General features: G+C 50.2%; 18 protein-coding genes. 14 read left to right on the forward strand and 4 right to left on the reverse strand.

Features of this window, described 5'->3' with window-relative positions:
- The first annotated feature begins 6 nt into the window (after window positions 1-6).
- The gene (locus DWW96_RS08035) at window positions 7-3,378 is read left to right on the forward strand and encodes an LPD28 domain-containing protein (RefSeq protein ID WP_117910064.1); all 3,372 of its coding nucleotides are present in this window, start codon (window positions 7-9) and stop codon (window positions 3,376-3,378) included.
- Between the two features lies 1 nt (window position 3,379).
- Entirely contained in the window at window positions 3,380-3,595 is a 216-nt protein-coding gene (locus DWW96_RS08040; RefSeq protein WP_002576226.1) for a transposon-transfer assisting family protein, read from the forward strand.
- Window positions 3,596-3,691: 96 nt separating this feature from the next.
- On the opposite strand, the gene DWW96_RS14425 is transcribed toward DWW96_RS08040, so the two are convergent.
- Entirely contained in the window at window positions 3,692-4,291 is a 600-nt protein-coding gene (locus DWW96_RS14425) for a hypothetical protein (RefSeq protein ID WP_243003046.1), read from the reverse strand.
- Between the two features lie 154 nt (window positions 4,292-4,445).
- On the opposite strand from DWW96_RS14425, the gene DWW96_RS14430 reads away from it, so the two are divergent.
- The 6 genes from DWW96_RS14430 (at window position 4,446) to DWW96_RS08070 (ending at window position 14,374) form a co-directional block, all read left to right on the forward strand.
- A complete protein-coding gene (locus tag DWW96_RS14430; RefSeq protein ID WP_242828620.1) occupies window positions 4,446-4,802 on the forward strand; it encodes a TnpV protein in 357 nt (118 codons plus the stop codon).
- 119 nt (window positions 4,803-4,921) lie between these two features.
- A complete protein-coding gene (locus DWW96_RS08045; RefSeq protein ID WP_243003052.1) occupies window positions 4,922-12,463 on the forward strand; it encodes an SNF2-related protein in 7,542 nt (2,513 codons plus the stop codon).
- Between the two features lies 1 nt (window position 12,464).
- Window positions 12,465-13,283 (forward strand): DUF3849 domain-containing protein, encoded by an 819-nt coding sequence (locus DWW96_RS08050; protein ID WP_117910066.1) that lies wholly within the window; start codon window positions 12,465-12,467, stop codon window positions 13,281-13,283.
- Between the two features lie 2 nt (window positions 13,284-13,285).
- Complete coding sequence (mobC, locus tag DWW96_RS08055) at window positions 13,286-13,624, forward strand: plasmid mobilization relaxosome protein MobC (protein ID WP_003526263.1); 339 nt, start codon at window positions 13,286-13,288, stop codon at window positions 13,622-13,624.
- 151 nt (window positions 13,625-13,775) lie between these two features.
- Window positions 13,776-14,078: a hypothetical protein gene (locus DWW96_RS08065; protein WP_007886654.1), complete on the forward strand. Its 303-nt coding sequence runs from the start codon at window positions 13,776-13,778 to the stop codon at window positions 14,076-14,078.
- Window positions 14,075-14,374: a CD1845 family protein gene (locus DWW96_RS08070; RefSeq protein ID WP_007886655.1), complete on the forward strand. Its 300-nt coding sequence runs from the start codon at window positions 14,075-14,077 to the stop codon at window positions 14,372-14,374. The genes DWW96_RS08065 and DWW96_RS08070 overlap by 4 nt, the downstream gene beginning before the upstream one ends.
- Before the next feature lie 74 nt (window positions 14,375-14,448).
- Here DWW96_RS08070 and DWW96_RS08075 read toward each other — a convergent pair whose 3' ends face one another.
- Window positions 14,449-15,861 carry an ATP-binding protein gene (locus tag DWW96_RS08075; RefSeq protein ID WP_005335801.1) on the reverse strand — a complete coding sequence of 471 codons (1,413 nt, stop codon included), beginning with the start codon at window positions 15,859-15,861 and terminating at the stop codon, window positions 14,449-14,451.
- A gap of 126 nt (window positions 15,862-15,987) precedes the next feature.
- Here DWW96_RS08075 and DWW96_RS08080 point away from each other — a divergent pair, with 126 nt between their 5' ends.
- Window positions 15,988-17,400, forward strand: coding sequence for a relaxase/mobilization nuclease domain-containing protein (locus DWW96_RS08080; protein ID WP_117910068.1), 1,413 nt, complete (start codon window positions 15,988-15,990; stop codon window positions 17,398-17,400).
- Between the two features lie 222 nt (window positions 17,401-17,622).
- Here DWW96_RS08080 and DWW96_RS08090 read toward each other — a convergent pair whose 3' ends face one another.
- Window positions 17,623-17,979: a helix-turn-helix transcriptional regulator gene (locus DWW96_RS08090; RefSeq protein ID WP_117500085.1), complete on the reverse strand. Its 357-nt coding sequence runs from the start codon at window positions 17,977-17,979 to the stop codon at window positions 17,623-17,625.
- A 171-nt stretch (window positions 17,980-18,150) separates the two neighbouring features.
- Here DWW96_RS08090 and DWW96_RS08095 point away from each other — a divergent pair, with 171 nt between their 5' ends.
- From DWW96_RS08095 to DWW96_RS08115, 5 genes are all read left to right on the forward strand, one after another.
- Window positions 18,151-18,354: a helix-turn-helix domain-containing protein gene (locus tag DWW96_RS08095; protein ID WP_055066046.1), complete on the forward strand. Its 204-nt coding sequence runs from the start codon at window positions 18,151-18,153 to the stop codon at window positions 18,352-18,354.
- Window positions 18,332-19,015 carry a response regulator transcription factor gene (locus tag DWW96_RS08100; RefSeq protein ID WP_117500087.1) on the forward strand — a complete coding sequence of 228 codons (684 nt, stop codon included), beginning with the start codon at window positions 18,332-18,334 and terminating at the stop codon, window positions 19,013-19,015. Before DWW96_RS08095 ends, DWW96_RS08100 begins: the two co-directional genes overlap by 23 nt.
- A gap of 9 nt (window positions 19,016-19,024) precedes the next feature.
- Window positions 19,025-20,260 carry a HAMP domain-containing sensor histidine kinase gene (locus DWW96_RS08105; protein WP_117500088.1) on the forward strand — a complete coding sequence of 412 codons (1,236 nt, stop codon included), beginning with the start codon at window positions 19,025-19,027 and terminating at the stop codon, window positions 20,258-20,260.
- A 62-nt stretch (window positions 20,261-20,322) separates the two neighbouring features.
- Window positions 20,323-21,006, forward strand: coding sequence for an ABC transporter ATP-binding protein (locus DWW96_RS08110; protein WP_117500089.1), 684 nt, complete (start codon window positions 20,323-20,325; stop codon window positions 21,004-21,006).
- The gene (locus tag DWW96_RS08115) at window positions 21,003-23,342 is read left to right on the forward strand and encodes an ABC transporter permease (RefSeq protein WP_117910069.1); all 2,340 of its coding nucleotides are present in this window, start codon (window positions 21,003-21,005) and stop codon (window positions 23,340-23,342) included. Before DWW96_RS08110 ends, DWW96_RS08115 begins: the two co-directional genes overlap by 4 nt.
- Window positions 23,343-23,483: 141 nt before the next feature.
- Here DWW96_RS08115 and DWW96_RS08120 read toward each other — a convergent pair whose 3' ends face one another.
- Window positions 23,484-23,726: a hypothetical protein gene (locus DWW96_RS08120; RefSeq protein WP_034972320.1), complete on the reverse strand. Its 243-nt coding sequence runs from the start codon at window positions 23,724-23,726 to the stop codon at window positions 23,484-23,486.
- Between the last annotated feature and the right edge of the window lie 185 nt (window positions 23,727-23,911).

The following is a 23,911-nucleotide window of genomic DNA, read 5'->3' on the forward strand; positions in this document are numbered from 1 at the left end:
AGGCACATGGCAGAGAATGTATTTGAAGCAGTCAAGCAGTCGGTCAGCACCAGAGATGCGGCAGCGTTTTATGGGATCGAGGTCAAACGAAATGGCATGGCCTGTTGTCCCTTTCACGATGATAAGAACCCCAGCATGAAGCTGAACGAGGAATATTTCTACTGTTTCGGCTGCGGAGCTACTGGCGATGTGATCGACTTTACCGCAAAGCTCTTTGACCTCTCCCCAAAAGAAGCGGCAGAGAAATTGGCACAGGACTTTGGCCTGATCTATGACAGTCAGGCCCCTCCCCGTAGGAGATATGTCCGGCAGAAAACAGAGGCACAAAAGTTTCGGGAGGACCGGCAGCGGTGTTATCGCGTACTGTCCGATTACTACTATCTGCTGAAAAAATGGGAGGCCGACAATTCTCCCCGGACACCGGAGGAAGAACCGCACCCCCGTTTTGTGGAAGCAATCCAGAAGAAAACCTATGTAGAGTACCTGTTGGACCTTTTTCTTTATGAAAGTGAAGAAGAACAAAAGGCATGGATTGCAGAACACACAGCAGAAATCACACACTTGGAAAGGAGATTGAAAATCATGGCTGAGAACAAACCCACCAACCGAGAGCGGCTAAGGGAAATCACAGATGGCATCGAGCAGGGGATCAAAGAACTGTTTGAGAGTGAAAAGTATATGCGCTATCTGTCCGTCATGTCCCGCTTCCACCGCTATTCGGTAAACAACACCATGCTCATCTATATGCAGAAGCCGGACGCTACATTGGTAGCCGGATACAATAAGTGGAAAGACCAGTTTGAGCGTCATGTAAAAAAGGGCGAGCATGGCATTACCATCATTGCTCCCACACCATATAAGAAGAAAATCGAGGAACAGAAACTGGACCCGGATACCAAGGCTCCGATTTTGGATAAAGACGGAAAGATCGTCACAGAGGAAAAAGAAATCGAGATCCCCATGTTTCGCCCGGTCAAGGTCTTTGATGTGAGCCAGACCGACGGGAAACCTTTGCCGGAGCTTGCTTCCTCCCTTTCCGGCAATGTGCCAAATTATGAGGCATTCATGGAGGCTCTGCGCCGCAGTGCGCCGGTGCCGATCACTTTTGAAGCAATGGCCGCCGATACGGACGGCTATTTTTCTGCCGATCATCAGAAAATCGCCATTCGTCAGGGCATGAGTGAGGTGCAGACGGTTTCGGCCACAGTACACGAGATTGCCCACAGCAAGCTCCACAATCAGAAAAAGATTCAGATTGCCAATGACGAGCAATATCAGGAGATCGAGCTGTTTGATAAACCCGGTCTGTTCTCCAATGGGCGGATTGCCCGTGATAATCTGCCGGAGGGCGTTTATTACTATGACCTGCGCGGTTCTGACTACGACCCCGGAGAGCCGGTCTGTGTAGAAGAACAAGTAGTTGTAAACCATGCAGGTTCCGTTCTGCTGACAGAGCCGCTGGAGTTGGCGGAAGATGGACGCCTGATGCTGACCGAGGAAGAAGGGCTGAATTTTGTTGGCGGCTTTTCTACCCTCACCCAGTTTTTGCAAGAACATAGGAAAGACCGCCACACGGAGGAAGTGGAGGCTGAAAGCATCTCCTACGCAGTCTGCAAATATTTTGGCATCGAGACCGGAGAAAACAGCTTCGGCTATATTGCAAGCTGGAGTCAGGGCAAGGAACTGAAAGAACTGAGAGCCAGTTTGGAGACCATCAACAAAACCTCCGGCACTTTGATCTCTGACATTGAGCGCCACTATAAGGAAATATGCAAAGAGCGTGGGATTGATCCCCATGCAAAGGCAGAGTCGGAAACCGCCCCGATAGAGCAGCCGACCGGCAATCTAACCTACTATGTAGCAGAGTGCATGGAGTTTCCAAACCTCGGAGAATACCACGATAACCTGTCTTTGGAGGAAGCTGTACGCATTTATCAGGAGATTCCGGCAGAGCGAATGAATGGGATCAAGGGCATTGGCTTTGAGCTGAAAGATGGAAGCGACTATGAAGGACCTTTTCCGATTTTGACCGGGCAGACCATTGACCTGGACACCATTCAGGCAATCGACTATTACCGTGATAATCCGTTGGTGCAAAAAGCGGTAAAGGAACTGGCTGCGGCCATGCCGGAAATGGAGGTGCTGGGAGCGGACGCCAACCAGCAGGAGGCTTTGTTTCTGATCAACGATACTACCTATCTTCATATCCAACCTTGTGACAGCGGATGGGACTACACTCTTTACGATGCTGCGTCCATGAAAGAGCTGGATGGTGGTCAGCTGGATATGCCGGAGCTTTCCTGCATGAAGGTAGTTCTCCAGATTTGTGATGATAACGATCTGGACAGCACTTCGCTCAGACGCGCTCCCTTGTCTATGGTTGAGACCTTGCAGGAAGCTGCTTATGAGCAGATGCAGGCAGAGGCAAGTCAGATGACCGCTTCTTCCCAGCTGCCGGAAGCGCAGGAGCAGGCACTGGATGAATACCCCATGCCGGATGAGCAGGTATCCACACCGGATATGCAGGAATATGGCTACTCCTATGATGGGATGCTCCCTGTTACCAGAGAACGGGCGCTGGAACTGGATGCCGCCGGTTTGACCGTCTATGTGCTGCATGAGGACAATACGGAGAGCATGGTGTTTGACCCGCAGGAAATCATGGATCATGGCGGTCTTTTCGGTGTGGACCATGAGGAATGGGAGAAAAGCCCTCAGTTCCACGAAAAGGTCATGGAGCGTCAGGAACATCAGCAGGAACGCGAACAGGCATTTCTCTCTCAGAACAGAGATTGCTTTGCCATCTATCAGGTGAGCCGTGACGATCCGCAGAATGTGCGCTTTATGAATCTGGATTGGTTAAAGTCCCATGACATTTCCATAGACCGCAGCAATTATGACCTCATTTACACAGCTCCTCTGAGGGAGTCTGGCACTGTGCCGGAGCAGCTGGAAAAACTCTATCAGCAATTCAATCTGGAAAAACCCGTGGACTTTCACAGTCCCTCCATGAGCGTCAGCGACATCGTTGCAATCAGACAGGACGGTAAGGTATCCTGTCATTACTGTGACAGCGTTGGTTTTACCCAGATCCCCGGATTCCTGCCAGAAAACCCGCTGAAAAATGCGGAAATGGCCCTGGAGGACGATTATGGCATGATCGACGGTATCATCAACAATGGCGCAAAAGAGCCTACGGTGGCAGAGCTGGAACAGCAGGCCCGAAGCGGTCAGCCCATTTCCCTCATGGATTTGGCTGCCGCTGCCCATCGGGAGGAACGGGAAAAGAAAAAGTCCGTCATGGAGCAGCTGAAAAGCCAGCCCAAGGCAGAACACAAAAAGATAGCGCCAAAAAAGAGTGCGGAAAGGGAGATTTGATATGGGAAACTTTACTTTTGAGGAAATGAACCTGATGTGCATTTACAATACCGGCAGCCGCACCGGACTGATCGACAGCCTGCGTGAGATGCGCGGCGAGCTGGCCCCGGAGGAAACCGAGCTGCGGGAGTTGACAGACAGCGCACTGGGCAAGCTCCAGGCCATGAGTGATGCCGAGTTTGCCGAGCTGGAGTTGTATCCGGATTTTGACCAGTAAACACCATAATCGCAGGGATGGGGTGGCAATATGCCACCCCACCTTTTTACCCCAAAACTGAAAGGAGGACAGAACACTATGCCAACCAAAGCTGAACTATATGCACAGATGGCGGAGAAGGTGACAACGCAGCTCACGGGGAGCTGGCAGGAATGGGCAGGGTTTCTCACCACTGCTTCCCGCCTTTACAAGTACCCGTTCCATGAGCAGTTGATGATCTACGCCCAGCGTCCGGACGCCACCGCCTGTGCAGAGTACGATTTGTGGAATGAAAAGATGGGCCGGTATGTAAGGCGCGGCTCCAAGGGAATTGCTCTGGTGGACGATTCCGGGGACAGGCCCCGCCTGCGCTATGTTTTTGATATTTCCGACACCGGAACCCGTGAACATTCCCGCACTCCCTGGCTGTGGCAGTTGGAGGAGCGCCATTTGGATTCGGTGCAGGCCATGCTTGAGCGCACCTATGATGTTTCCGGTGATGACCTTGCCGGACAGCTCACCGAGGTAGCCGGAAAACTGGCTGAGGAATACTGGACGGAGCATCAGCAGGACTTCTTCTATATCGTTGACGGTTCCTTTTTGGAGGAATATGATGAGTTTAACATCGGAGTACAGTTCAAGGCAGCAGCCACCGTCAGTATCACTTATGCTTTGATGTCCCGCTGTGGACTGGAACCGGAACGCTACTTCGACCACGAAGATTTCATGGCGATCTTTGATTTCAATACTCCGGCAACCATCGGAGCGCTGGGAACAGCGGTCAGCCAGATCAACCAGCAGGTGCTGCGGCAGATTGGCGTTACCGTCCGAAATTCAGAGCGCGAAGCCAACCAAGAAAGGAGCAAACAAGATGAACAATCCCATGACCTATATCCAGAACGGAGACTATCTGATTCCCGACCTGAAGCTGAGCCAGCAGCCGGAGAAACCCCTGGGCAAGTACGGCAGGATGAGGAAAACCTACCTGAAGGAACACCGTCCCATCCTCTACAACCAGATGTTGCTGAGCGAGAAGCTGTACCCGCACCTTCTGGAGATCGACGAGACCGCCCAGAGCAGACTGGAGCAGATGATGCCCCAGCTGACGAAGGAAGCGGGAGCCACCGAGGAACTGAAAGCCAGCGATCCCATGAAGTGGGTGGGGCTGATGAACACCTGCAAAGCTCAGGCCGAGGAAATCCTGATGGCGGAGCTTATCAACAGCTGACTCTAAACCTGTTCCTCTCCGAAGCGGAACAGATCAAATCCATAGATGAAGCAGAGAATGTAGCGCATACATCCTCTGCTTTTTCTTTTGCCCAAAATGACATCGACCATGTGCTGCGTTTGGGCGGCAATACAGACCGTCAAAGGGAGCGTGTGGTTGCAGCCTTTGAAAAGCAGAAAACCACCGCTGAGATTGCCGGGATACTGAAAACGCTGTACCACGGCGGTAACGGCCTTGGCAGTGTGAGCGCATGGTATGCCGAGGATGGTATCCATCTTTCCCATGGGAAGTCTGTCCGTTATGACAGGTCTGCCCAGGTCATTTCCTGGGAGAGTGCCGCAGAGCGTATCGGGGAGCTTTTGGAGAGCGGCCAGTTTGCCTCCAATGTGGAGCTTGCAGAAGTGGCAGGCTATGAACGATCCCTCCTTGCAGAAAAGCTCTGGTATCTGTATCACGATCTCAGTGAGGATGCCAGAGAAGCCGGATATTTGTCCTGCCTGTCAGAGATCAAAGGCAATGGTTTCCCGGAGGAGACCCGTCACCTGATGGAGCAGCTGAGTGAACCGGCTTTCCGCCAGACCCTCAAGGAAGAATACGCTGCCTTCTGGACTGCCTATCAGCAGGACCGTGACCTGTTGCGTTTTCACTATCATAGACCGAGGGAGATCTGGGGGAACCTGAAGGACCTTGACCTGCCCCGCAGGACCTTTTCTTCAGAGCTTTCCCAAGTGCCAACCGTCCAGCACTTTATTACCGAGGATGAGATCGACGCCGCCATGACCGGCGGAAGCAGTTTCGCCGGTGGAAAAGGCCGTATCTATGCGTTTTTCATGGCAAACCATACGGATAAGGAGAAAGTGAGATTCCTCAAAGACGAGTATGGCATTGGCGGACGCTCTCATGCCTTGTCCGGTGCAACACACAGCGGCGAAGATCACGATGGGAAAGGACTGCACTATAAAAAGCAGGACTGCCCGGATGTTCACTTGAACTGGGAAAAGGTTGCCAAGCGCATTACCTCACTTGTCCAGAAAGACCGCTATCTTACCGAACAGGAACAGGCGCAGTATGACAAAATCCAGTCTGAAAAGGAACTGGCCGAAGAAGATGCCATTCAAACACAGCAGCCGGAGGTGGAGAAAGAAACGCCAAAGCCTATCCTTCGGGAGCAGTTTGAGCAGTATAAGCCTGTGGTGACTGCCGCTATTTCCGAGGATGCCGCATACCGCAATGCCTGCGGGCATTCTGACCGTGAAAATGCTGTCATCGAGGGCAATGCCGCTGTGCGCCGTGCTGTTCTTGGTTCTAAGGATATGGAGCTGATCCGACTCTATTCGGATGTGCCGGAGTTCCGTCAGCGTCTGCACCGGGAAGTGATCGACGAGACCTATCCAAAGCTCCATGAGCTTCTGCGCCCTCTTTCTCAGGAAGATATTGATACTGTCCTTTGTGCATGGAACGGCAATATCGAGAGTAAACACGCTGTTGTCCGCTATATGAAAGACCATGCAAGAGAAAAAGATACCGCCGCATGGCTGGCTCAGGAATACGGCGGCAGTAACAGCAACAGCCTGTTCGTTGTCCGTGCCGGCAGCCCGGAGGAAACGCAGCTGCCCTGGCCGAAGGTACAGCGCAGGCTTGCCCAGCTCATTCAGGAGGAACGGTTTTATACCGAAGAAGAACAGGATCGTTTTGACAACATCGACCCAATCGCCATCCGGGAAGCTCTGGAGGAAAGAGGGATTGTCAACGGCCAGGTGGCAGACCCGGAAAAACTGGACAATGATCCGTTTATCCAACAGGTGAGGTCAGATGCAGAGCAGATCGCAGATGCCGAGACAGAGCAGACTTCCGAAGTTTCCATTTCCGATGAGGAATATGACGCAGTTCGCCGCCCAATTCCGCAAAGAACCTCCTATGACCCAGCCGCCCCGGTCTATGCCGTGGGCGATACCGTGTATATCGAGGATGACGCCTATCAAATCACCGAGCTGCGGGAGGACACCGTACAGCTTCTGCCCACCGGGATGGTATATCCCATCTACCGGGCAGAGCGCAAAGAACAGTTCGAGCAGCTGCTTCGGGCAGACCGCCGCAATGCTTACTATACCGAGTTTCTTCCTATTGACCCGGACAAGGCAGAACAAGACTTGCGGGATGTATTGGCTCATGGACTGATGGATGAAGCGGATAAAAAGCAGATTTCCACGCTGCTGCAATCCGGCAGGAGCAACAGCGAGATCGCCTACTGGCTGAGCAGAGCCTATTCCGGTGAGATTGAGACACTGAATCTGGAGACCGGCGATATTGTCGATTACCGTACCACGGCACAGGGCATAGAACTGGAAGTCATGGATGCAGAGGAAAAGCGTCTGGCTATGCTGTATTTCCGCTGGGATGAGGTTGCGCCTTTGCTGCGCGGGATGTATGCCCGTCAGCAGGACGGTTTTGGACAGGAACAGCCCCAACCGGCTACCGAATCCCCGACCTTCCATTCCGAGACCATGGCCGTCTATCCGGGCGATAAGAACAATCTGCCTTATGATGTGGTGGTGGAACGACTGCATATCGAGGAGCCGGAGCCGCCAGCCCCTGTGACTGAGCCGGAGAAAACCTTTGAGGAAGTGCTGGACGAACACCCGGTTTCCATTCAGGTCAATGGCCAGTGGCAGACCTTTCCCAATGCCAAAGCTGCCGAGGAAGCATCTTATGAGGAATACAAGGCTGACCTGCGCCGCAATGCAAAAAACTTCCGCATTACAGATGAGCATTTGGGTGAGGGCGGTCCGAAAGCCAAGTTCCAGGCAAATGTCAATGCGATTCGTTTGCTGAAAGAGCTGGAAGCTGCCGGACAGCAGGCAAGCCCCGAACAGCAGGAGGTTCTTTCTCGATATGTGGGCTGGGGCGGTCTCTCTGATGCGTTTGACCCGGAGAAACCGGCATGGGCTTTAGAGTATGCCCAGCTAAAAGAACTGCTGACCCCGGAGGAATATGCCGCCGCCAGAGGTTCCACCCTCAACGCGCACTACACCAGTCCCACGGTAATCCGGGCCATCTATGAGACCGTGGGCCGCATGGGTTTTGAGACCGGCAACATCCTGGAGCCGTCCTGCGGTGTGGGCAATTTCTTCGGTATGCTGCCGGAAGAAATGCGAAACAGCCGTCTGTATGGCGTTGAGCTGGATTCCATCAGTGGACGGATTGCAAAGCAGCTCTACCCCAAGGCCGACATCACCGTGGCCGGGTTTGAGACCACCGACAGGCGAGATTTCTATGACCTTGCCATTGGTAATGTGCCTTTTGGCCAGTATCAGGTTCGAGATAAAGCCTATGACAAGCTGAATTTCAGCATCCACAACTACTTTTTTGCCAAAGCACTCGACCAGGTGCGTCCCGGCGGCGTGGTGGCCTTTGTCACCAGCCGCTATACGATGGACGCCAAGGATTCCACCGTGCGCCGGTATCTTGCTCAACGTGCCGAGCTGCTGGGAGTCATCCGTCTGCCTAATGACGCGTTCAAAAAGAATGCCGGTGCCGAGGTGGTATCCGACATCATCTTTCTCCAAAAGCGGGATCGCCCGCTGGACATCGTGCCGGAATGGACCCAGACCGGACAGACGGAGGACGGGTTTGCCATCAACCGGTATTTTATCGACCACCCGGAAATGGTGCTAGGCAGACAGGAGCCGGTAAGCACTGCACATGGTATGGACTACACCGTGAACCCCATTGAGGGGCTGGAACTGGCCGATCAGCTGCACGATGCCGTGAAGTACATTCGCGGCACCTACCAGGAGGCCGAGCTGCCGGAGCTGGGCGAAGGCGAAGCCATTGACACCTCCATTCCTGCCGACCCCAATGTGAAGAACTATTCCTATGCCATTGTAGACGGGCAGGTGTACTACCGGGAAAACAGCCGTATGGTGCGCCCTGACCTCAACGCCACCGCCGAAGCCCGCGTGAAAGGTCTTGTGGGACTGCGTGATTGTGTGCAGGAACTGATCGACCTTCAGATGGATGCAGCGGTTCCGGACAGCACCATTCGGGAGAAGCAGGCGGAACTGAACAGCCTCTATGACAGCTTTTCTGCCAAATACGGTCTCATCAATGACCGTGCAAACCGTCTGGCCTATGCAGACGATTCTTCCTATTACCTGCTCTGTGCGCTGGAAGTCATCGACGAGGACGGTAAACTGGAGCGCAAGGCGGATATGTTCACCAAACGGACCATCAAGCCCCATCAGGCGGTGGCTGTGGTGGATACGGCAAGTGAAGCACTGGCGGTGTCTATCTCGGAAAAAGCCTGCGTGGATATGTGCTATATGAGCCAGCTTACCGGAAAAACAAAAGAAGAACTGGCCGGAGAACTGCAAGGCGTGATCTTCCGTGTACCGGGACAGCTGGAGCAGGACGGATCGCCCCATTATGTGACCGCCGATGAATACCTCTCTGGCAATGTACGCCGCAAACTGCGTCAGGCGCAGCGGGCGGCACAGCAGGACCCGGTTTATGCAGTCAATGTGGAAGCTCTTACCGCCGCCCAGCCCAAAGACCTGGATGCGTCGGAGATCGAGGTGCGTCTGGGCGCTACCTGGATCGACAAAGAGTACATCCAGCAGTTTATGTACGAGACCTTCAACACCCCGTTTTATCTCCAGCGCAGTATCGAGGTCAACTATTCGTCCTTTACCGCTGAATGGCAGATCAAGGGGAAATCTTCCGTATCCTACAACGATGTGGCAGCCTACACCACCTACGGAACCAGCCGTGCCAATGCCTACAAGATTTTGGAGGACAGCCTGAACCTGCGAGATGTCCGTATCTATGACACCATAGAGGACGCAGACGGAAAAGAGCGCCGCGTGCTGAACGCCAAGGAGACCACCCTGGCTGCCCAAAAACAGCAAGCTATCCGGGAAGCCTTTAGGGACTGGATCTGGAGAGACCCGGAGCGCCGCCAGACTTTGGTGCGCCAGTACAACGAAGAAATGAACGCTACCCGTCCCCGCGAGTATGATGGCAGCCATATCACTTTTGGGGGCATGAACCCGGCCATTACCCTGCGGGAACACCAGAAAAGCGCCATCGCCCATGTGCTGTATGGAGGAAATACCCTGTTGGCACATGAAGTAGGCGCAGGCAAAACTTTTGAGATGGTAGCTGCTTCGATGGAAGCCAAACGCCTGGGACTGTGCCAGAAATCTCTCTTTGTGGTTCCAAACCATCTGACCGAGCAGTGGGCGTCGGAGTTTCTGCGTCTCTATCCTTCCGCCAATATCTTAGTCACCACAAAAAAGGACTTTGAGACCCATAACCGAAAGAAGTTCTGCGCTCGTATTGCGACGGGTGATTATGATGCCATTATCATGGGACACAGCCAGTTTGAGCGTATCCCCATCAGCCGGGAGCGTCAGGAACGGCTTCTCTATGAGCAGATCGACGAGATCACCGAGGGGATTGCAGAGGTACAGGCCAGCGGCGGCGAGCGTTTTACCGTCAAGCAGCTGGAGCGTACCAGAAAGTCTCTGGAAGCCAGACTGGAAAAGCTGCAAGCCGAGGGACGAAAAGACGATGTGGTGACTTTTGAGCAGCTGGGTGTGGACCGTTTGTTTGTGGACGAGGCCCATAACTATAAAAACCTGTTTCTATATACAAAAATGCGGAATGTGGCTGGTCTTTCCACATCGGATGCACAGAAATCCTCCGATATGTTTGCCAAGTGCCGCTATATGGATGAGATCACCGGAAACCGTGGCGTGATTTTTGCCACCGGTACCCCGGTCAGCAACTCCATGACCGAACTTTACACCATGCAGCGTTATCTTCAGTATGAACGCCTGCAAGAACTGAACATGACCCACTTCGACTGCTGGGCTTCCCGATTTGGAGAGACCGTCACAGCATTGGAGCTGGCACCGGAAGGCACCGGCTACCGGGCAAGAACAAGGTTTTCCAAGTTCTTTAATCTGCCGGAGCTGATGAACCTGTTCAAAGAAGTGGCGGACATCAAGACCGCCGACCAACTGAACCTGCCCACCCCGGAGGTGGAATACCACAACATCGTGGCGCAGCCTACCGAACATCAGCAGGAAATGGTCAAGACCCTTTCGGAGCGCGCATCGCTGGTACACAGCGGAACCGTTGACCCATCCCAGGACAATATGCTCAAGATTACCTCGGATGGCCGCAAGCTGGGGCTGGACCAGAGGATCGTCAACCAGATGCTGCCGGATGAACCTGGCACAAAGGTCAATCAGTGCGTGGACAACATCATGCAGATCTGGCGGGATGGCAAAGCTGACAAGTTGACCCAGCTGGTGTTCTGCGACATTTCTACACCGCAGACAAAAGCTCCTGCAAGCAAGGCGGCGAAAACGCTGGATAATCCACTGCTTCACGCACTGGAAGGCGCCGTGCCTCTGCCGGAGCAGGAATCGGCCTTTACGGTATATGACGATATTCGTCAGAAACTCATTGCTCAGGGGATGCCTGCCGACCAGATTGCTTTTATCCATGAAGCCAACACCGAAGTGCGGAAAAAGGAGTTGTTCTCTAAAGTCCGTACCGGTCAGGTGCGTGTCCTTTTGGGCAGCACCGCCAAGATGGGCGCAGGCACCAATGTGCAGGATCGTCTGGTGGCACTTCATGACCTGGACTGTCCGTGGAGACCGGGAGACCTTGCCCAGCGCAAGGGCCGTATCGAGCGCCAGGGTAACCAGAATCCTCTTGTCCATGTGTACCGCTATGTGACAGAAGGAACCTTTGATGCATACCTCTGGCAGACGGTGGAGAATAAGCAGAAATTCATCAGCCAGATCATGACTTCTAAATCGCCGGTGCGTTCCTGCGATGATGTGGATGAAACAGCCCTCAGTTTTGCCGAGATCAAGGCTCTGTGTGCTGGAGATCCCCGCATCAAGGAGCGTATGGATTTGGATGTGGAGGTATCCCGCCTGAAGCTGATGAAAGCCGACCACCAGAGCAAGCAATATCGTCTGGAGGACCAGCTGCTCAAATACTTCCCGGAGGAGATTGAAAAGCACAAAGGCTTTATCAAGGGCTTTGAATCTGACCTGGAGGTTTTGGCAGCACACCCGCACCCGGAGGACGGCTTTGCCGGTATGGAGATTCGTGGAGACCTGCTGACCGATAAGGAGAACGCCGGTGCAGCCCTTTTGGATGCCTGCAAGGAGGTCAAAACCTCCGATCCGGTGCAGATCGGCAGCTACCGGGGTTATGCCATGTCCGTGGAATTTTCCGCTTGGAAACAGGAATATACGCTCCTGCTGAAAGGACAGATGACCCACAGGGCAACCCTTGGTACAGACCCTCGCGGAAATCTTACCCGTATCGACAATGCTCTCACTCAGATGCCCCAGCGTCTGGAGGCGGCAAAGGCACAGCTGGATAACCTCTATCAGCAGCAGGCTGCCGCAAAAGAGGAAGTCGGAAAGCCATTCCTTTATGAAGAAGAACTGACAAGCAAAAACGCCCGTCTGGTGGAGTTGGATACCCTGCTCAACATCGACGGAAAGGGGCAGGCACACACCGAGTCTGTTGTTGCCAAAAGCACACGGCCTTCGGTGCTGGATAACCTAAAACGCCCGGTGCAACCCCGCAGTACAGACAAGAAACCAAAACAGCATGAGGAGGTGCGATAACATGAATACTAACGATCTGAATACAGCTCTTTATGAAAAGATGGCTGCCGAACAGGACAAGTTCCGGGACTGGCTGAAAAGCCAGCCCCCGGAAGAAGTCTTAAACCATGCCTATGAGTACACCATCCGCGAGGACATCGTGATGGCAATGGAGGAGCCGGAGCTGACCGACGCCCAGGCCCAGGCACTTTTGGAATCTTCTTCGCCGCTGGCGGATGTGTACCGCTACTTTGAAAAGCTGGAGACCGGTCACATGGATGTGATCCGGGACAGCATTGAGAACCGTGCCGACGATGTGTGCAGAGCTAAAGAGGAACTGCGAACAACACCGATCTATCCCCATTCAGCTGCCTATGCGAGAGAACATGGGGAGCTGGAGCAGTACCGAGCTTCCAACAATGTAAATCGCCAATGCAAGGAGTCTATTGAAGCGGCGGTGCGGGAGCACTTCGACGGAATGTATCTCAGCCACGATGCGGCAAAGGGTGTGATCGAGACCTATGGCATGGAGCGTGTGTCCATGGTTCTGTCTAACACGGTCCAGCTTCAGGACTGGGATGGGCGTTACTCCCGACGCAACAAAGAATGGGCCAAGACCATTCCCAACAATAATCCCGAAACCGTCCGTTGTGGTTATGCCTTAAACAGCCACCCTGCTGTGCTGGATGGTTTTATTGATCTGGTGCGTGAAGAACAGCAGCGCAGCCGTACCCAGAGAAAAAAACTGGAACCGTCCCGTCCCTCAGTACGGGATAAGCTCAAACAGGAGCTGCCCGCCCATAAGTCTGCCGCCCCGAAAAAACGGGAGCCGGAGCGATAACCATGGCAAAGCGCAAGCGGGATGTGCCGGTTTTGTTTTGGGTGTCCGCAGAAGAACTGGAACTGATCCATCAAAAGATGCAGCAATACGGGACAGAGAATTTGAGCGCTTATCTGCGGAAAATGGCGCTGGATGGTTATGTGGTCAAGCTGGAACTGCCAGAGCTGAAGGAGTTGGTCTCCCTGATGCGCCGAAGCAGCAACAACTTGAACCAGCTGACCCGCAAAGTGCATGAGACCGGGCGGGTTTATAATGCTGACTTGGAGGATATATCCCAGCGGCAGGAACAACTGTGGGAGGGTGTGAAGGAAATCCTTACCCAACTCTCCAAACTTTCATAACAGGGATAGATACTCCATTTGCGGAGGGAGGAACGGCGTTTCTTCGCCGCACTTCCCTCCGCTTTTTCTTTTTGTCTGTATCCTTGTCTTTTGTCTGCCCGTACCGGATAATATGAGTAGAATAAGAAGCGTAGCAAAGGAGTGAAAACAGATGCTGACCTTTGAAAAGGTGCTGGAGATTTTTGCGGATTACCTAACCGCAGACGAGACCATAGAAGTTTATATCAGCCGCCATGGATGTGTAAGAGTTGAATTTGACCAAGATTTTCACTATTGCTCTGGCGAGGTGTGCCATACTCCCAAGGAACTGTTCAATCTCTTAGCTGATGATTACCGGACTTATGTGGAGATTGAACTGACCAAAGGCAGACGGGAGTTGACGGAAGATGATGAGAGAGAAGCGGATGCCCTGTGCAAACGGTATCTGGAGCGTTGGAGGGAGGAACTGGAATGAAGATTTTGAAATGCTTGCTGATGATTGTAACTGCACCGGTCATTTTGGTGTTGACGCTTTTTGTCTGGCTCTGCATGGGGCTGATCTACATATCTGGTCTGGTGCTTGGTCTGCTCAGCACGGTAATTGCTCTACTTGGCGTGGCTGTGCTTATTACCTATTCCCCGCAGAATGGTGCAATTTTGCTGATTATGGCATTTTTGATTAGCCCGATGGGGCTGCCGCTGGCTGCGATCTGGCTGCTGGGAAAGGTGCAGAGTTTGAAATTTGCGATCCAGGATTGGGTGTATGGGTAAATGATGTGAATATAATTTGGAATGAAAAAGAAGCAGGACAATGGGAGATGAGACCCAATGCCCTGCTTCTCTGTTTATTCGGAACGAACTGTAATATATTTTTGATTGCGACTTTTAGGTTTATCGGGAATAGTCATTTCTAATTGCCCGGATTCTAAAAGCGGATTGATATGCTTCAAGGTGAAGTTTCTTAAATCTTTGAAGCCGCAAAATACTGCAAGCTCTTTCTTGGATTTTGGTGTTGTGCAAAAAGCCAAAATCTGTTTGGATACCGTTGATAGTTCAATAACTTGGTGGGTAACTTGGTGGATAACTTGGTGGGCGTCACCCTCTAAGTTGTAGTTTACATTTTTCAAGATGACTCTGAAATCTGTCGCTGTTGAGGAAAATTCGGGCTTATATGCCTCTGTGTATCCAGGCAGCTTTTCGGTTTCACTGACGATTTTGCGTAGGCCACTTCCACGGCGTTCCATGTACTTCATGCGGTGGAACAGGTCAGCAATCACAGGGTTTCGTCGCATCGAACGGATACTGTAAATATCGTATTCCTGAATTGAGCCGCCGCCAAACATACCGCCCGGAGATGTGATTTCCACCCGATCATCAAACATATCAATATGGATTTCGCTGCCAAGTACAATATAATCACGATGGATAAGCGCATTAACAAGAGCCTCTGTCACAGCTCGTTCAGCATAATCTGGCTTGTCTACACGATACTGTGCCTCTTTGACAAAACGGACTTTGGAATTATTGCGAATAAATTCACTGCCGCTTTTCAGTAGATAAATCAGATTTCCTTCGTATTCTTTATCGTCCAGTGCATCATCAAAGATAGAGCCTTTTTCCAAGCCATTCCACCGGGTACAGAACATACGGGAGTTATAAACTGTGTGCTGATCGGTCATGAGCTTTCCGGCATTGGTCAAGACCCCATTTTTGTCAGCCAAACCGAAGGAAACATAATCGGATGGCTCAAAGCGGAGGCCGGTTCGTTCCAGATAGGTTGCCTCCAGGAGTGTGAAGCTGTAATCCTTTTTCACAGCTTCTGTTGTTAAGGTGTCAAAGGACTGATTGGTTCCCTTTAAGATCAGTTCATTTACAATGTAATCCGGGGCAATTACGCTTTCATTTCCAACACGGATATATGCTTCCATCACTCCGTCTGCCTTGTAATAATATGGGGTGCTGCGGCCGGGAGAAACCTCCAGAGCTAATAGATTTTTACCATCTTCCTGTAATGGTTTTAAGATAAACTGAGGTAATGGTGTGATACGTTCTTTGATTAAGCGGCTGATCGCTTCAGCATCCTTTTGAACATCGGACAAGCCGATAGGCTCCCGGTCATCGGAGACTCCGAAAAACAGAGTGCCGCCGATTCCATTGGAAAAGGCACTGACACTTTTTAACCAGCTTTTTGGCTTTTTTGTTTCGAGAGCAACTTTGAAATCACATTCGGTTGCTTCAGCAATGAGCTGTTCTATCATAGAAATCCCTCCTTTGAGGTTGTAGAATATTCTTTTTTATTATACCCAGCGGAGAAAGTTATTGCAACGATAGAAGCAAAGAGTTCAGCGAAAACAAAAATATTTATGAGAGGAGGACCTTCTATTATGGCAACTACAAGAATCATGCCGCTTCATGTCGGCAAAGGCCGCACAGAGAGTCGGGCAATCAGTGACATCATCGACTATGTGGCCAATCCAAAGAAAACAGATAACGGCAGGCTCATTACCGGCTATGCGTGTGACAGCCGGACTGCGGATGCGGAGTTCCTTCTGGCAAAGCGGCAGTACATTGCCGCTACCGGACGAGTGCGTGGTACAGATGATGTGATTGCCTATCATGTGCGTCAGTCCTTCCGCCCCGGTGAGATTACCCCGGAAGAAGCAAACCGGCTGGGCGTAGAATTTGCAAAGCGTTTTACTAAAGGCAATCATGCCTTTGTGGTCTGCACTCACATAGACAAGTCGCACATTCATAATCACATTATCTGGTCATCGGTCAGCTTAGAATATGACCGGAAATTCCGAAACTTTTGGGGCAGCACCAAGGCAGTCCGACAGTTAAGTGACACCATCTGCATCGAAAACGGACTGTCCATTGTGGAGAATCCGAAACCTCACGGAAAAAGCTATAACAAATGGTTGGGCAATCAGGCAAAGCCCTCTCACCGAGAGCTGCTTCGTGTGGCGATTGACAACGCATTATCACAAAGCCCTGCTGATTTTGAGGAACTTCTGAAGCTACTGCAAGAATCCGGCTGTGAGGTATCAAAACGAGGGAAATCATATCGCTTGAAGCTCCCCGGTTGGGAGAAAGCCGCCCGTATGGACAGCCTGGGCGAAGGATATGGATTGGAAGATTTGCGGGCAGTTCTCTTAGGAAAGAAAGCACATACCCCGCGAAAGAAAACAGTCACACAGGCAGAGCCGCCGAAGGTCAATCTGCTGGTGGACATTCAGGCAAAATTGCAGGCTGGAAAAGGTGCTGGCTATGCTCGATGGGCTAAAGTTTTTAATCTGAAACAAATGGCGCAAACCATGAATTACCTGTCAGAGAACAATCTGCTGGAGTATACGGTTTTGGAAGAAAAGGCTACGGCTGCCACGGCACATCACAATGATCTTTCGGCGCAGATCAAAGCGGCTGAAAAGCGCATGGCGGAGATTGCTGTTCTGCGTACTCACATCGTAAATTATGCCAAGACCCGTGAGGTCTATGTGGCATATCGTAAGGCGGGATACTCTAAGAAATTCCGGGAGGAACATGAGGAAGAAATTCTGCTCCATCAGGCTGCTAAGAATGCCTTTGATGAGATGGGCGTCAAGAAGCTGCCCAAGGTCAAAGAGTTGCAGACAGAGTACGCGAAATTGCTGGAAGAAAAGAAAAAGACCTATGCCGAGTATCGGCATTCCCGTGAGGAAATGCGGGAGCTTTTAACGGCAAAGGCCAATGTAGATCGGGTGCTGAAAATGGAGGTAGAACAGGATGTTGAAAAAGAAAAAGACCACGGCCAGCGGTAAGCTGGTCCTGGTCAAAAGCGTTCGCAGAACGCGCAGCCACAGAATGAAATTCTGTGTTCAAAGGGGCTTGGGGGCGCTGCCCTCAACAAGCAAGCAGAGAGGAAAATCACAAAGGGATTTTCTCCTCTGCGGGCCTGTGTGTATTAACACAGGCATTGCTTGCCTCTTTTCTCCGAAATTGAAAAGAACCAGTGAGAGAATCGTTAAATTTCACTCACTGGCTCAATTCATTTCAAATATCTCGGACAACTCTGTCAGTTCTTTCACCGTTTCTTGGGTGTGATGCAACAGGGTGTCACGCATTTCTGGCGGACAGCTGGAATAAAGCATTTTCATCTGATTGACACCTTCATCTTCCAGAGAAATATCTGGATTTATAAGCGTATCTAAAGAGATGTGCAGGACCTTTGCCAATGCTCTCAAAATCAAATAAGAAGGATTCATTTTCCCCTTTTCGATATTGGCGATTTGCTTTACAGAAACATGGCTCAGATCCGCAAGCTCCTGTTGTGTCAGGTCTTTTTTCTTTCTGGCTTCCCGCATTTTTTGCCCTAAAGCAGTTAAATCATCAATCGGCATAATCGTTCACCTCAATAATATTGTATCGTTCCGGTTTGATTTGAGGAATAACCTTATCATTCCGGTTTTTTCGGTACGATTATACCGATTTTTCTTTTTTGCAACATGGTTGCAGGCTTGTATTCTTCGAGCAATAGAAATATAATGGAATGTATTGCAGGAGGTGCAGAGATGGACTATATGACCCTAAAAGAAGCAAGTGAAAAATGGGGAGTTTCAATTCGGCAGATAAACTATTATTGCGCCGGTGGCCGTATTCCCGGTGCTGTGAAGGTGGCTACAATTTGGCTGATTCCGAAAGACGCGGAAAAGCCTGTGGATATGAGAACGAAGCAAGGAAAGGAGCAAAAAAATGCAAAAGATACTTTATGTTGAAGATGATTTGAGCCTGATTGATGGATTGCAATATACTTTGGAAGCAAGTGGATATATGGTGGACAATGCCAAAACTGTAAAGGAGGCTTTGGCCCTATTCCGAAAGAACACCTATGATTTACTTTTGCTGGATGTTACGCTCCCAGATGGCACAGGCTTCGATGTTTGCAAAGCGGTACGGAACAGCTCAACCGTTCCCATTATATTTTTGACAGCTTCGGATCAGGAAATCAGCATTGTCCGAGGACTTGATATGGGTGCCGACGATTATATCACAAAACCGTTCAAGCTGAATGAACTTCTATCCAGAATTAAGGCAATCCTGCGCCGTTCCTTGCAGTTTTCCAAAGCAGATACCTTTTTGGAAGCCAATGGTATTCGTGTAGATACGGCGGAACGGCTCGTTTGGAAAAATGATGAACCGCTTGACCTCCCGCTGGTGGAATACAAATTACTATGTTTGTTCATGCAAAATCCTAACCACCTTATGCCGCGAGAAATGATCCTGGATAGGATGTGGGATGGCAACGGAAACTTTGTGGATGACAATACCTTGTCTGTGTATATCCGGCGGCTGAGAAACAAAATTGAGGACACACCCAATCAGCCTAAATACTTGCTGACGGAACGAGGTATCGGCTATAAATGGGTCGTTGAGTGAGGACAAGGTATGGGCAAATTAGGGAAAGAAACAAAGAATCTACTGTTGGCAATCACCGTCATCTGCCTTATTTCATTTCTACTTGCCGCAGGACTTTCGTTTTTACTTGCAAAGGACTTCCAACATGAGATGTTGCTCCATGACTATGGTGTTTCCGGCTACCAGCTGAACCATGAGGATAAATTGCAGATTTCAGCTTTTACTGCTCACCCCAACGAAAGCGATATAGAACGAGGCAAAGAAGCGCTGGCCTCTATTGGATACAGTGAAGCAACATCTATGCAGCTATTGCCAACTGTTCGGGAATATCGAAATCAGACGATGCTGTATCTATTCTTGCTGCTGTTGTTTCTGTTCGGTATGGTATATCTGGTTCTGCTGTTTTATCTGCGACGCCAGCATAGAGCTATTGATGATGCGGGAAGTAAGATTCGAGAATTTTTGGATGGCAATTCTATGTCCAGAATTGAATGTTCCCAAACCGGTGATTGGTATAGCCTTTTCCATGATGTCAATGAAATGGCGACTATTCTCTCCGCCCATGCAGAGAGCCAGAAGCAGACAAAGGAGTTCTTACAGGACATCATTTCGGATGTATCACATCAGATTAAAACGCCGCTATCTGCTTTGAAAATGTACCATGAAATCATAAGCAGTCATAAAGGAGAAGCCGAAACGGTGGCGAACTTTTCGGAAAAATCTCAACGAGAGATTAAGCGAATGGAGAACGTTATTTATACACTGCTCAAACTGGCGCGCCTGGATGCGGGAATTATACAGATGGAAAAAGCAGAAGAAAATGTTTCCGCTCTCATGCAAGATGTTTTGGAACGATTTGAAACATGGGCAGAACAGGATCACAAAGAGATCACCCTTTCGGGTAAGGATGATATTTCTCTTAATTGCGATGCACTATGGATGTCGGAGGCGATTGGAAATATCGTCAAAAATGCTTTGGAACACACACAACCGGGCGGTCACATTTCGGTGCAATGGACACAATCACCCCTGTTGACTCAGATCGTCATTACAGACGATGGCAAAGGTATCCACCAAGAGGACTTATACAACATTTTCAAACGCTTTTACCGCAGCCGCTTTTCGTCAGATGTGCATGGGATAGGATTGGGCTTACCGCTGGCTAAATCTATTGTGGAGGCACATGGGGGAACTATTTCTGTAACCAGCACACTCAATGTTGGAACTACCTTCACATTGAACTTTTTCAGCCTTACAAATGAGTAAGATGCAGGTCACTTGGAAGTAAGCCGAAGGGGGTATGATGTGACCATAAGGAGGTACTGCGTATGAATATTCTTGAAGTACAGGACTTGTGCAAAACCTATGGAAAAGGTGAAGCAGCGGTTCAAGCGTTGCGTCATGCAACATTTTCGGTTCGCAAAGGTGAATTTATTGCCATTATTGGTGAATCTGGCTCCGGCAAAAGTACGTTGCTGAATGTTGTGGGTGCTCTGGACAAAGCCACTTCCGGCAAGGTCTGGATCGACGGTCAGGATATTTTCTCAATGCCGGAGAAAAAACTGACCGTGTTCCGGCGGCAACACATCGGTTTTATCTTTCAGTCATTTAATCTGATCCCGGAACTGAATGTAGAACAGAACATCACTTTTCCGTTGCTGCTTGACTACAAGCGGCCAGACCAGAGGTTTGTCAACGAGCTGCTGAATGTTTTGGGACTGACCGAACGCCGTCATCATCTTCCCAGTCAGCTCTCCGGTGGCCAGCAACAGCGTGTCGCTATCGGCAGGGCTTTGGTTACACGACCTGCACTGATTTTGGCGGACGAGCCGACCGGCAATCTGGACAGTAAAAATAGTCAGGAAGTCTTGGCTCTCCTGCAAACCATGTCGGCCAAGTACCAGCAAACCATTTTGATGATTACCCACAACAAAAATCATGCAAGTGCGGCAGACCGCATTTTCAATATGTCTGATGGTGTGCTGAAGGAGTTGGGGGCGAGCCGGAAATGAAACACTACCTCGACTTGGTTTCTATCTCCAACAAGGTTCACCGCAGGCAAAGCCGCATGACACGCATTTGCATTGTGCTGGCGGTTTTCCTGGTTGCAGTCATGTTTGGACTGGCCGATATGTATTTGAAAAGCATGACGGATGAAACCCGGCATCAAACTGGAGATTGGCATTGTAAAATCACAGCTATTGACGAAAAAACATCCGAATATATTGCTGCCCGCCCTGAAATAGACTTGTCTGGCTGGCAAGGCAACATTCCCGCAGAAATCGGCTGCACAGTGGCAGATCAGCCCGTTTCTGTTGCAGGGATTGACGAGACAATATTTTCTGAAATTTATTTAGGTTCTGTCCTTTCAGGTGAGTTCCCTGAGATAGCTGGACAGGTAGCTGTTTCATCTACATTAGCACAAACAGCAGGAATTTCGTTGGGAGATACTCTTGCTTTGAACTCTCCTGATGGGAGTACAATGCAACTGGCGATTACGGGAATTATGGATGATGATGCCGCCAATATGATCTCGGGAAGTGCCAGTGCAATCCTTTTGACACCTGAAGGGCTGTCAAGCATTCAAACTGCGGATCTAAGCGGCAACTGGCAGTATGTCGTTCGGTTCTCGCTGCTCACTAATGTTGGTTCCAGCATTGCTGATATTCAGCAGCAAAACGGCATATCTGATGCACAAATCACCCAAAATGAAGAACTGCTCAGTATGCTCGGGCAGCTACCGGGTTCCAATATGTCGCAGATATACACAATGGCATTTCTGCTTTCTTTGGTGGTAATGGGAACTTGTGTTATGATGATTTCCAGTAGTTTGAATAGTAATGTCAGCCAGCGCATGGAGTTTTTCGGTTTACTGCGCTGTTTGGGAGCCACTCGTCGCCAAGTATTGCGCTTTGTGCGCCGTGAGGCTTTACAGTGGTGCATTACCGCCATACCCATTGGTATCGGGTTAAGTATCGTGGTGGTTTGGGGACTGTGTGCAGTCATGCGGCAGCTCAGCACTGTATGGTTTGGTTATATGCCTATCTTTGGCATTAGCTGGCTAAGCATTGGTGTGAGCATTGTATTGGGACTTATTACCGTTCTATTGGCGGCTCGGACCCCCGCAAAAATGGCAGCAAAGGTTTCCCCATTGGAGGCTGTCACAGGCAATACACAGCAGGAATCCTCGTTCCGCCATGCGGCAAACACTCGGCGGTGGCATGTAGAGGTAGCACTTGGTATCCATCATGCCAAGGCCAAACGGCGCAGCTATATTCTGATGACAGGTGCATTTGCAATCTGCATCACCTTGTTTTTAGGGTTCTGTACGCTGGTTCCCTTTATGGAAAACGCATTTATGCCGAAAGAATGGTCGCCCGAGCTTTCCATTGTCAGTGACACAAATACTTGTTCCATTCCGGCGGATCGAAGGGATGCCGTAGTACAAAATTCCGCTGTTAGTCGAGTGTTTGGCAGAATGTTTGCTTATGATGTTCCTGCCCAAATTAGCGGCGCAATCCATAACAGCAATCTAATCTCCTATGAAGAAAATCAGTTCCGCTGGGCGCAAGATCAACTAATTGCAGGTTCTATAGATACTGTAACGAACACGCCGGGACAGGTCTTGTTTGTGGCAAACGCAGGAACAGAAGTGCAGGTGGGAGATACCATTACACTGACAATAAACGGGAAGGATCAAACAGTTACTGTAGGGGGTGTTTTGTCTGACAGCCTATTGGCTCGTGCAGAGAGAACGGAAACACTGATCTGCTCCGAGGAAACTTTTTCGCAGCTGACGGGTGAGACTGGGTATACTATCCTGGATGTCCAGTTCCGCTTTGGTTCTGATGAAGAAGATGTTGCCGAGGTTGAAGCATTGTTCGGTGAAGGAGTCACTTTCACTGATGTCTTAATCCAAGCACAGCAACAACGTGGCCTTTATTATGCTTTTGCAACATTGGTATATGGTTTTCTGTCAATCATTGTAGCCATTACGATTTTCCATATTATGAATACCATCAGCATGGGAGTTTCCGCCCGAACTCGTCAATATGGAGTAATGCGTGCCATTGGCATGAGTAATCAACAGCTTACACGCATGATTTCTGCGGAAGCTGCCTCGTATGCCATAAGTGGTGTCATATTGGGATGTATTTTCGGATTGCTGTTTCATTGGTTCCTGTACTCCAGCCTTATCACTCGCACATTCGGAAATCCCTGGAGTGTTCCGTGGCTGGAATTGTGCTTGATCATAGGCGTGATTCTCGCAACCACGGCGCTGGCTGTACGAGGCCCAGCAAGAAGATTACACGCTATGTCGATTGTGGAAAATATCAGCTCGCAATAAAATTATATGGCATACGGCCAATAGGCTAAATACTCATGTGGATTTGAGAGGTTGTCCCTCCGAGAAGATCGGTGTGGGCAACCTTTTTATTTATCTTACAGATAAGTAAGATGGAAGTCATTTGGAAGTAAGATTGATTCCTTAAAATCGAAACAAATAAAGATTTCCTGCCGGACGACGGCAAAAGAAAAAAAGCCGTCGTAGAGCAGACAATTTGACACGCCCATTTGAAACGGCGGCTTTGATTTTCAGAGCCGCCGTTTCTTTGCGTTTACACAATCCTATGACGACTTGCAGGGACACGGTAGCCGATTGGAGGTTATTTTGCCGTGTCTCGTTTGCTTTTTCAAAGCTCACATGATCTACATCAGTTAAAAAAAGCATTGCTCCTCCTCCGGGCAAGTATAACATTGCATCGGCATTATCGTTCCATGTAATTCAGTATAATAATGACTGTTCTTGGCGCGCCAGTTTTCCCTCACGGAAATCTGGCGTTTTTTGTTGCCATTTTTTCGGAGATGACCCGGTTGTCTGCCGGTGTCGGTCTCCGCCTCCATTCGATTCACCCG

The sequence above is a fragment of the Eubacterium sp. AF17-7 genome (assembly GCF_003461285.1).
GTDB classification, from domain to species: domain Bacteria; phylum Bacillota; class Clostridia; order Lachnospirales; family Lachnospiraceae; genus Eubacterium_U; species Eubacterium_U album.

What these genes read in the sequence shown, in the direction of transcription:
- DWW96_RS08035 (WP_117910064.1), top strand. Translation starts at nt 7, where the DNA reads ATGGCAGAGAATGTATTTGAAGCAGTCAAGCAGTCGGTCAGCACCAGA.
- DWW96_RS08040 (WP_002576226.1), top strand. Translation starts at nt 3,380, where the DNA reads ATGGGAAACTTTACTTTTGAGGAAATGAACCTGATGTGCATTTACAAT.
- DWW96_RS14430 (WP_242828620.1), top strand. Translation starts at nt 4,446, where the DNA reads ATGAACAATCCCATGACCTATATCCAGAACGGAGACTATCTGATTCCC.
- DWW96_RS08050 (WP_117910066.1), top strand. Translation starts at nt 12,465, where the DNA reads ATGAATACTAACGATCTGAATACAGCTCTTTATGAAAAGATGGCTGCC.
- mobC (WP_003526263.1), top strand. Translation starts at nt 13,286, where the DNA reads ATGGCAAAGCGCAAGCGGGATGTGCCGGTTTTGTTTTGGGTGTCCGCA.
- DWW96_RS08065 (WP_007886654.1), top strand. Translation starts at nt 13,776, where the DNA reads ATGCTGACCTTTGAAAAGGTGCTGGAGATTTTTGCGGATTACCTAACC.
- DWW96_RS08070 (WP_007886655.1), top strand. Translation starts at nt 14,075, where the DNA reads ATGAAGATTTTGAAATGCTTGCTGATGATTGTAACTGCACCGGTCATT.
- DWW96_RS08075 (WP_005335801.1), bottom strand. Translation starts at nt 15,861, where the DNA reads ATGATAGAACAGCTCATTGCTGAAGCAACCGAATGTGATTTCAAAGTT.
- DWW96_RS08080 (WP_117910068.1), top strand. Translation starts at nt 15,988, where the DNA reads ATGGCAACTACAAGAATCATGCCGCTTCATGTCGGCAAAGGCCGCACA.
- DWW96_RS08090 (WP_117500085.1), bottom strand. Translation starts at nt 17,979, where the DNA reads ATGCCGATTGATGATTTAACTGCTTTAGGGCAAAAAATGCGGGAAGCC.
- DWW96_RS08095 (WP_055066046.1), top strand. Translation starts at nt 18,151, where the DNA reads ATGGACTATATGACCCTAAAAGAAGCAAGTGAAAAATGGGGAGTTTCA.
- DWW96_RS08100 (WP_117500087.1), top strand. Translation starts at nt 18,332, where the DNA reads ATGCAAAAGATACTTTATGTTGAAGATGATTTGAGCCTGATTGATGGA.
- DWW96_RS08105 (WP_117500088.1), top strand. Translation starts at nt 19,025, where the DNA reads ATGGGCAAATTAGGGAAAGAAACAAAGAATCTACTGTTGGCAATCACC.
- DWW96_RS08110 (WP_117500089.1), top strand. Translation starts at nt 20,323, where the DNA reads ATGAATATTCTTGAAGTACAGGACTTGTGCAAAACCTATGGAAAAGGT.
- DWW96_RS08115 (WP_117910069.1), top strand. Translation starts at nt 21,003, where the DNA reads ATGAAACACTACCTCGACTTGGTTTCTATCTCCAACAAGGTTCACCGC.
- DWW96_RS08120 (WP_034972320.1), bottom strand. Translation starts at nt 23,726, where the DNA reads ATGCTTTTTTTAACTGATGTAGATCATGTGAGCTTTGAAAAAGCAAAC.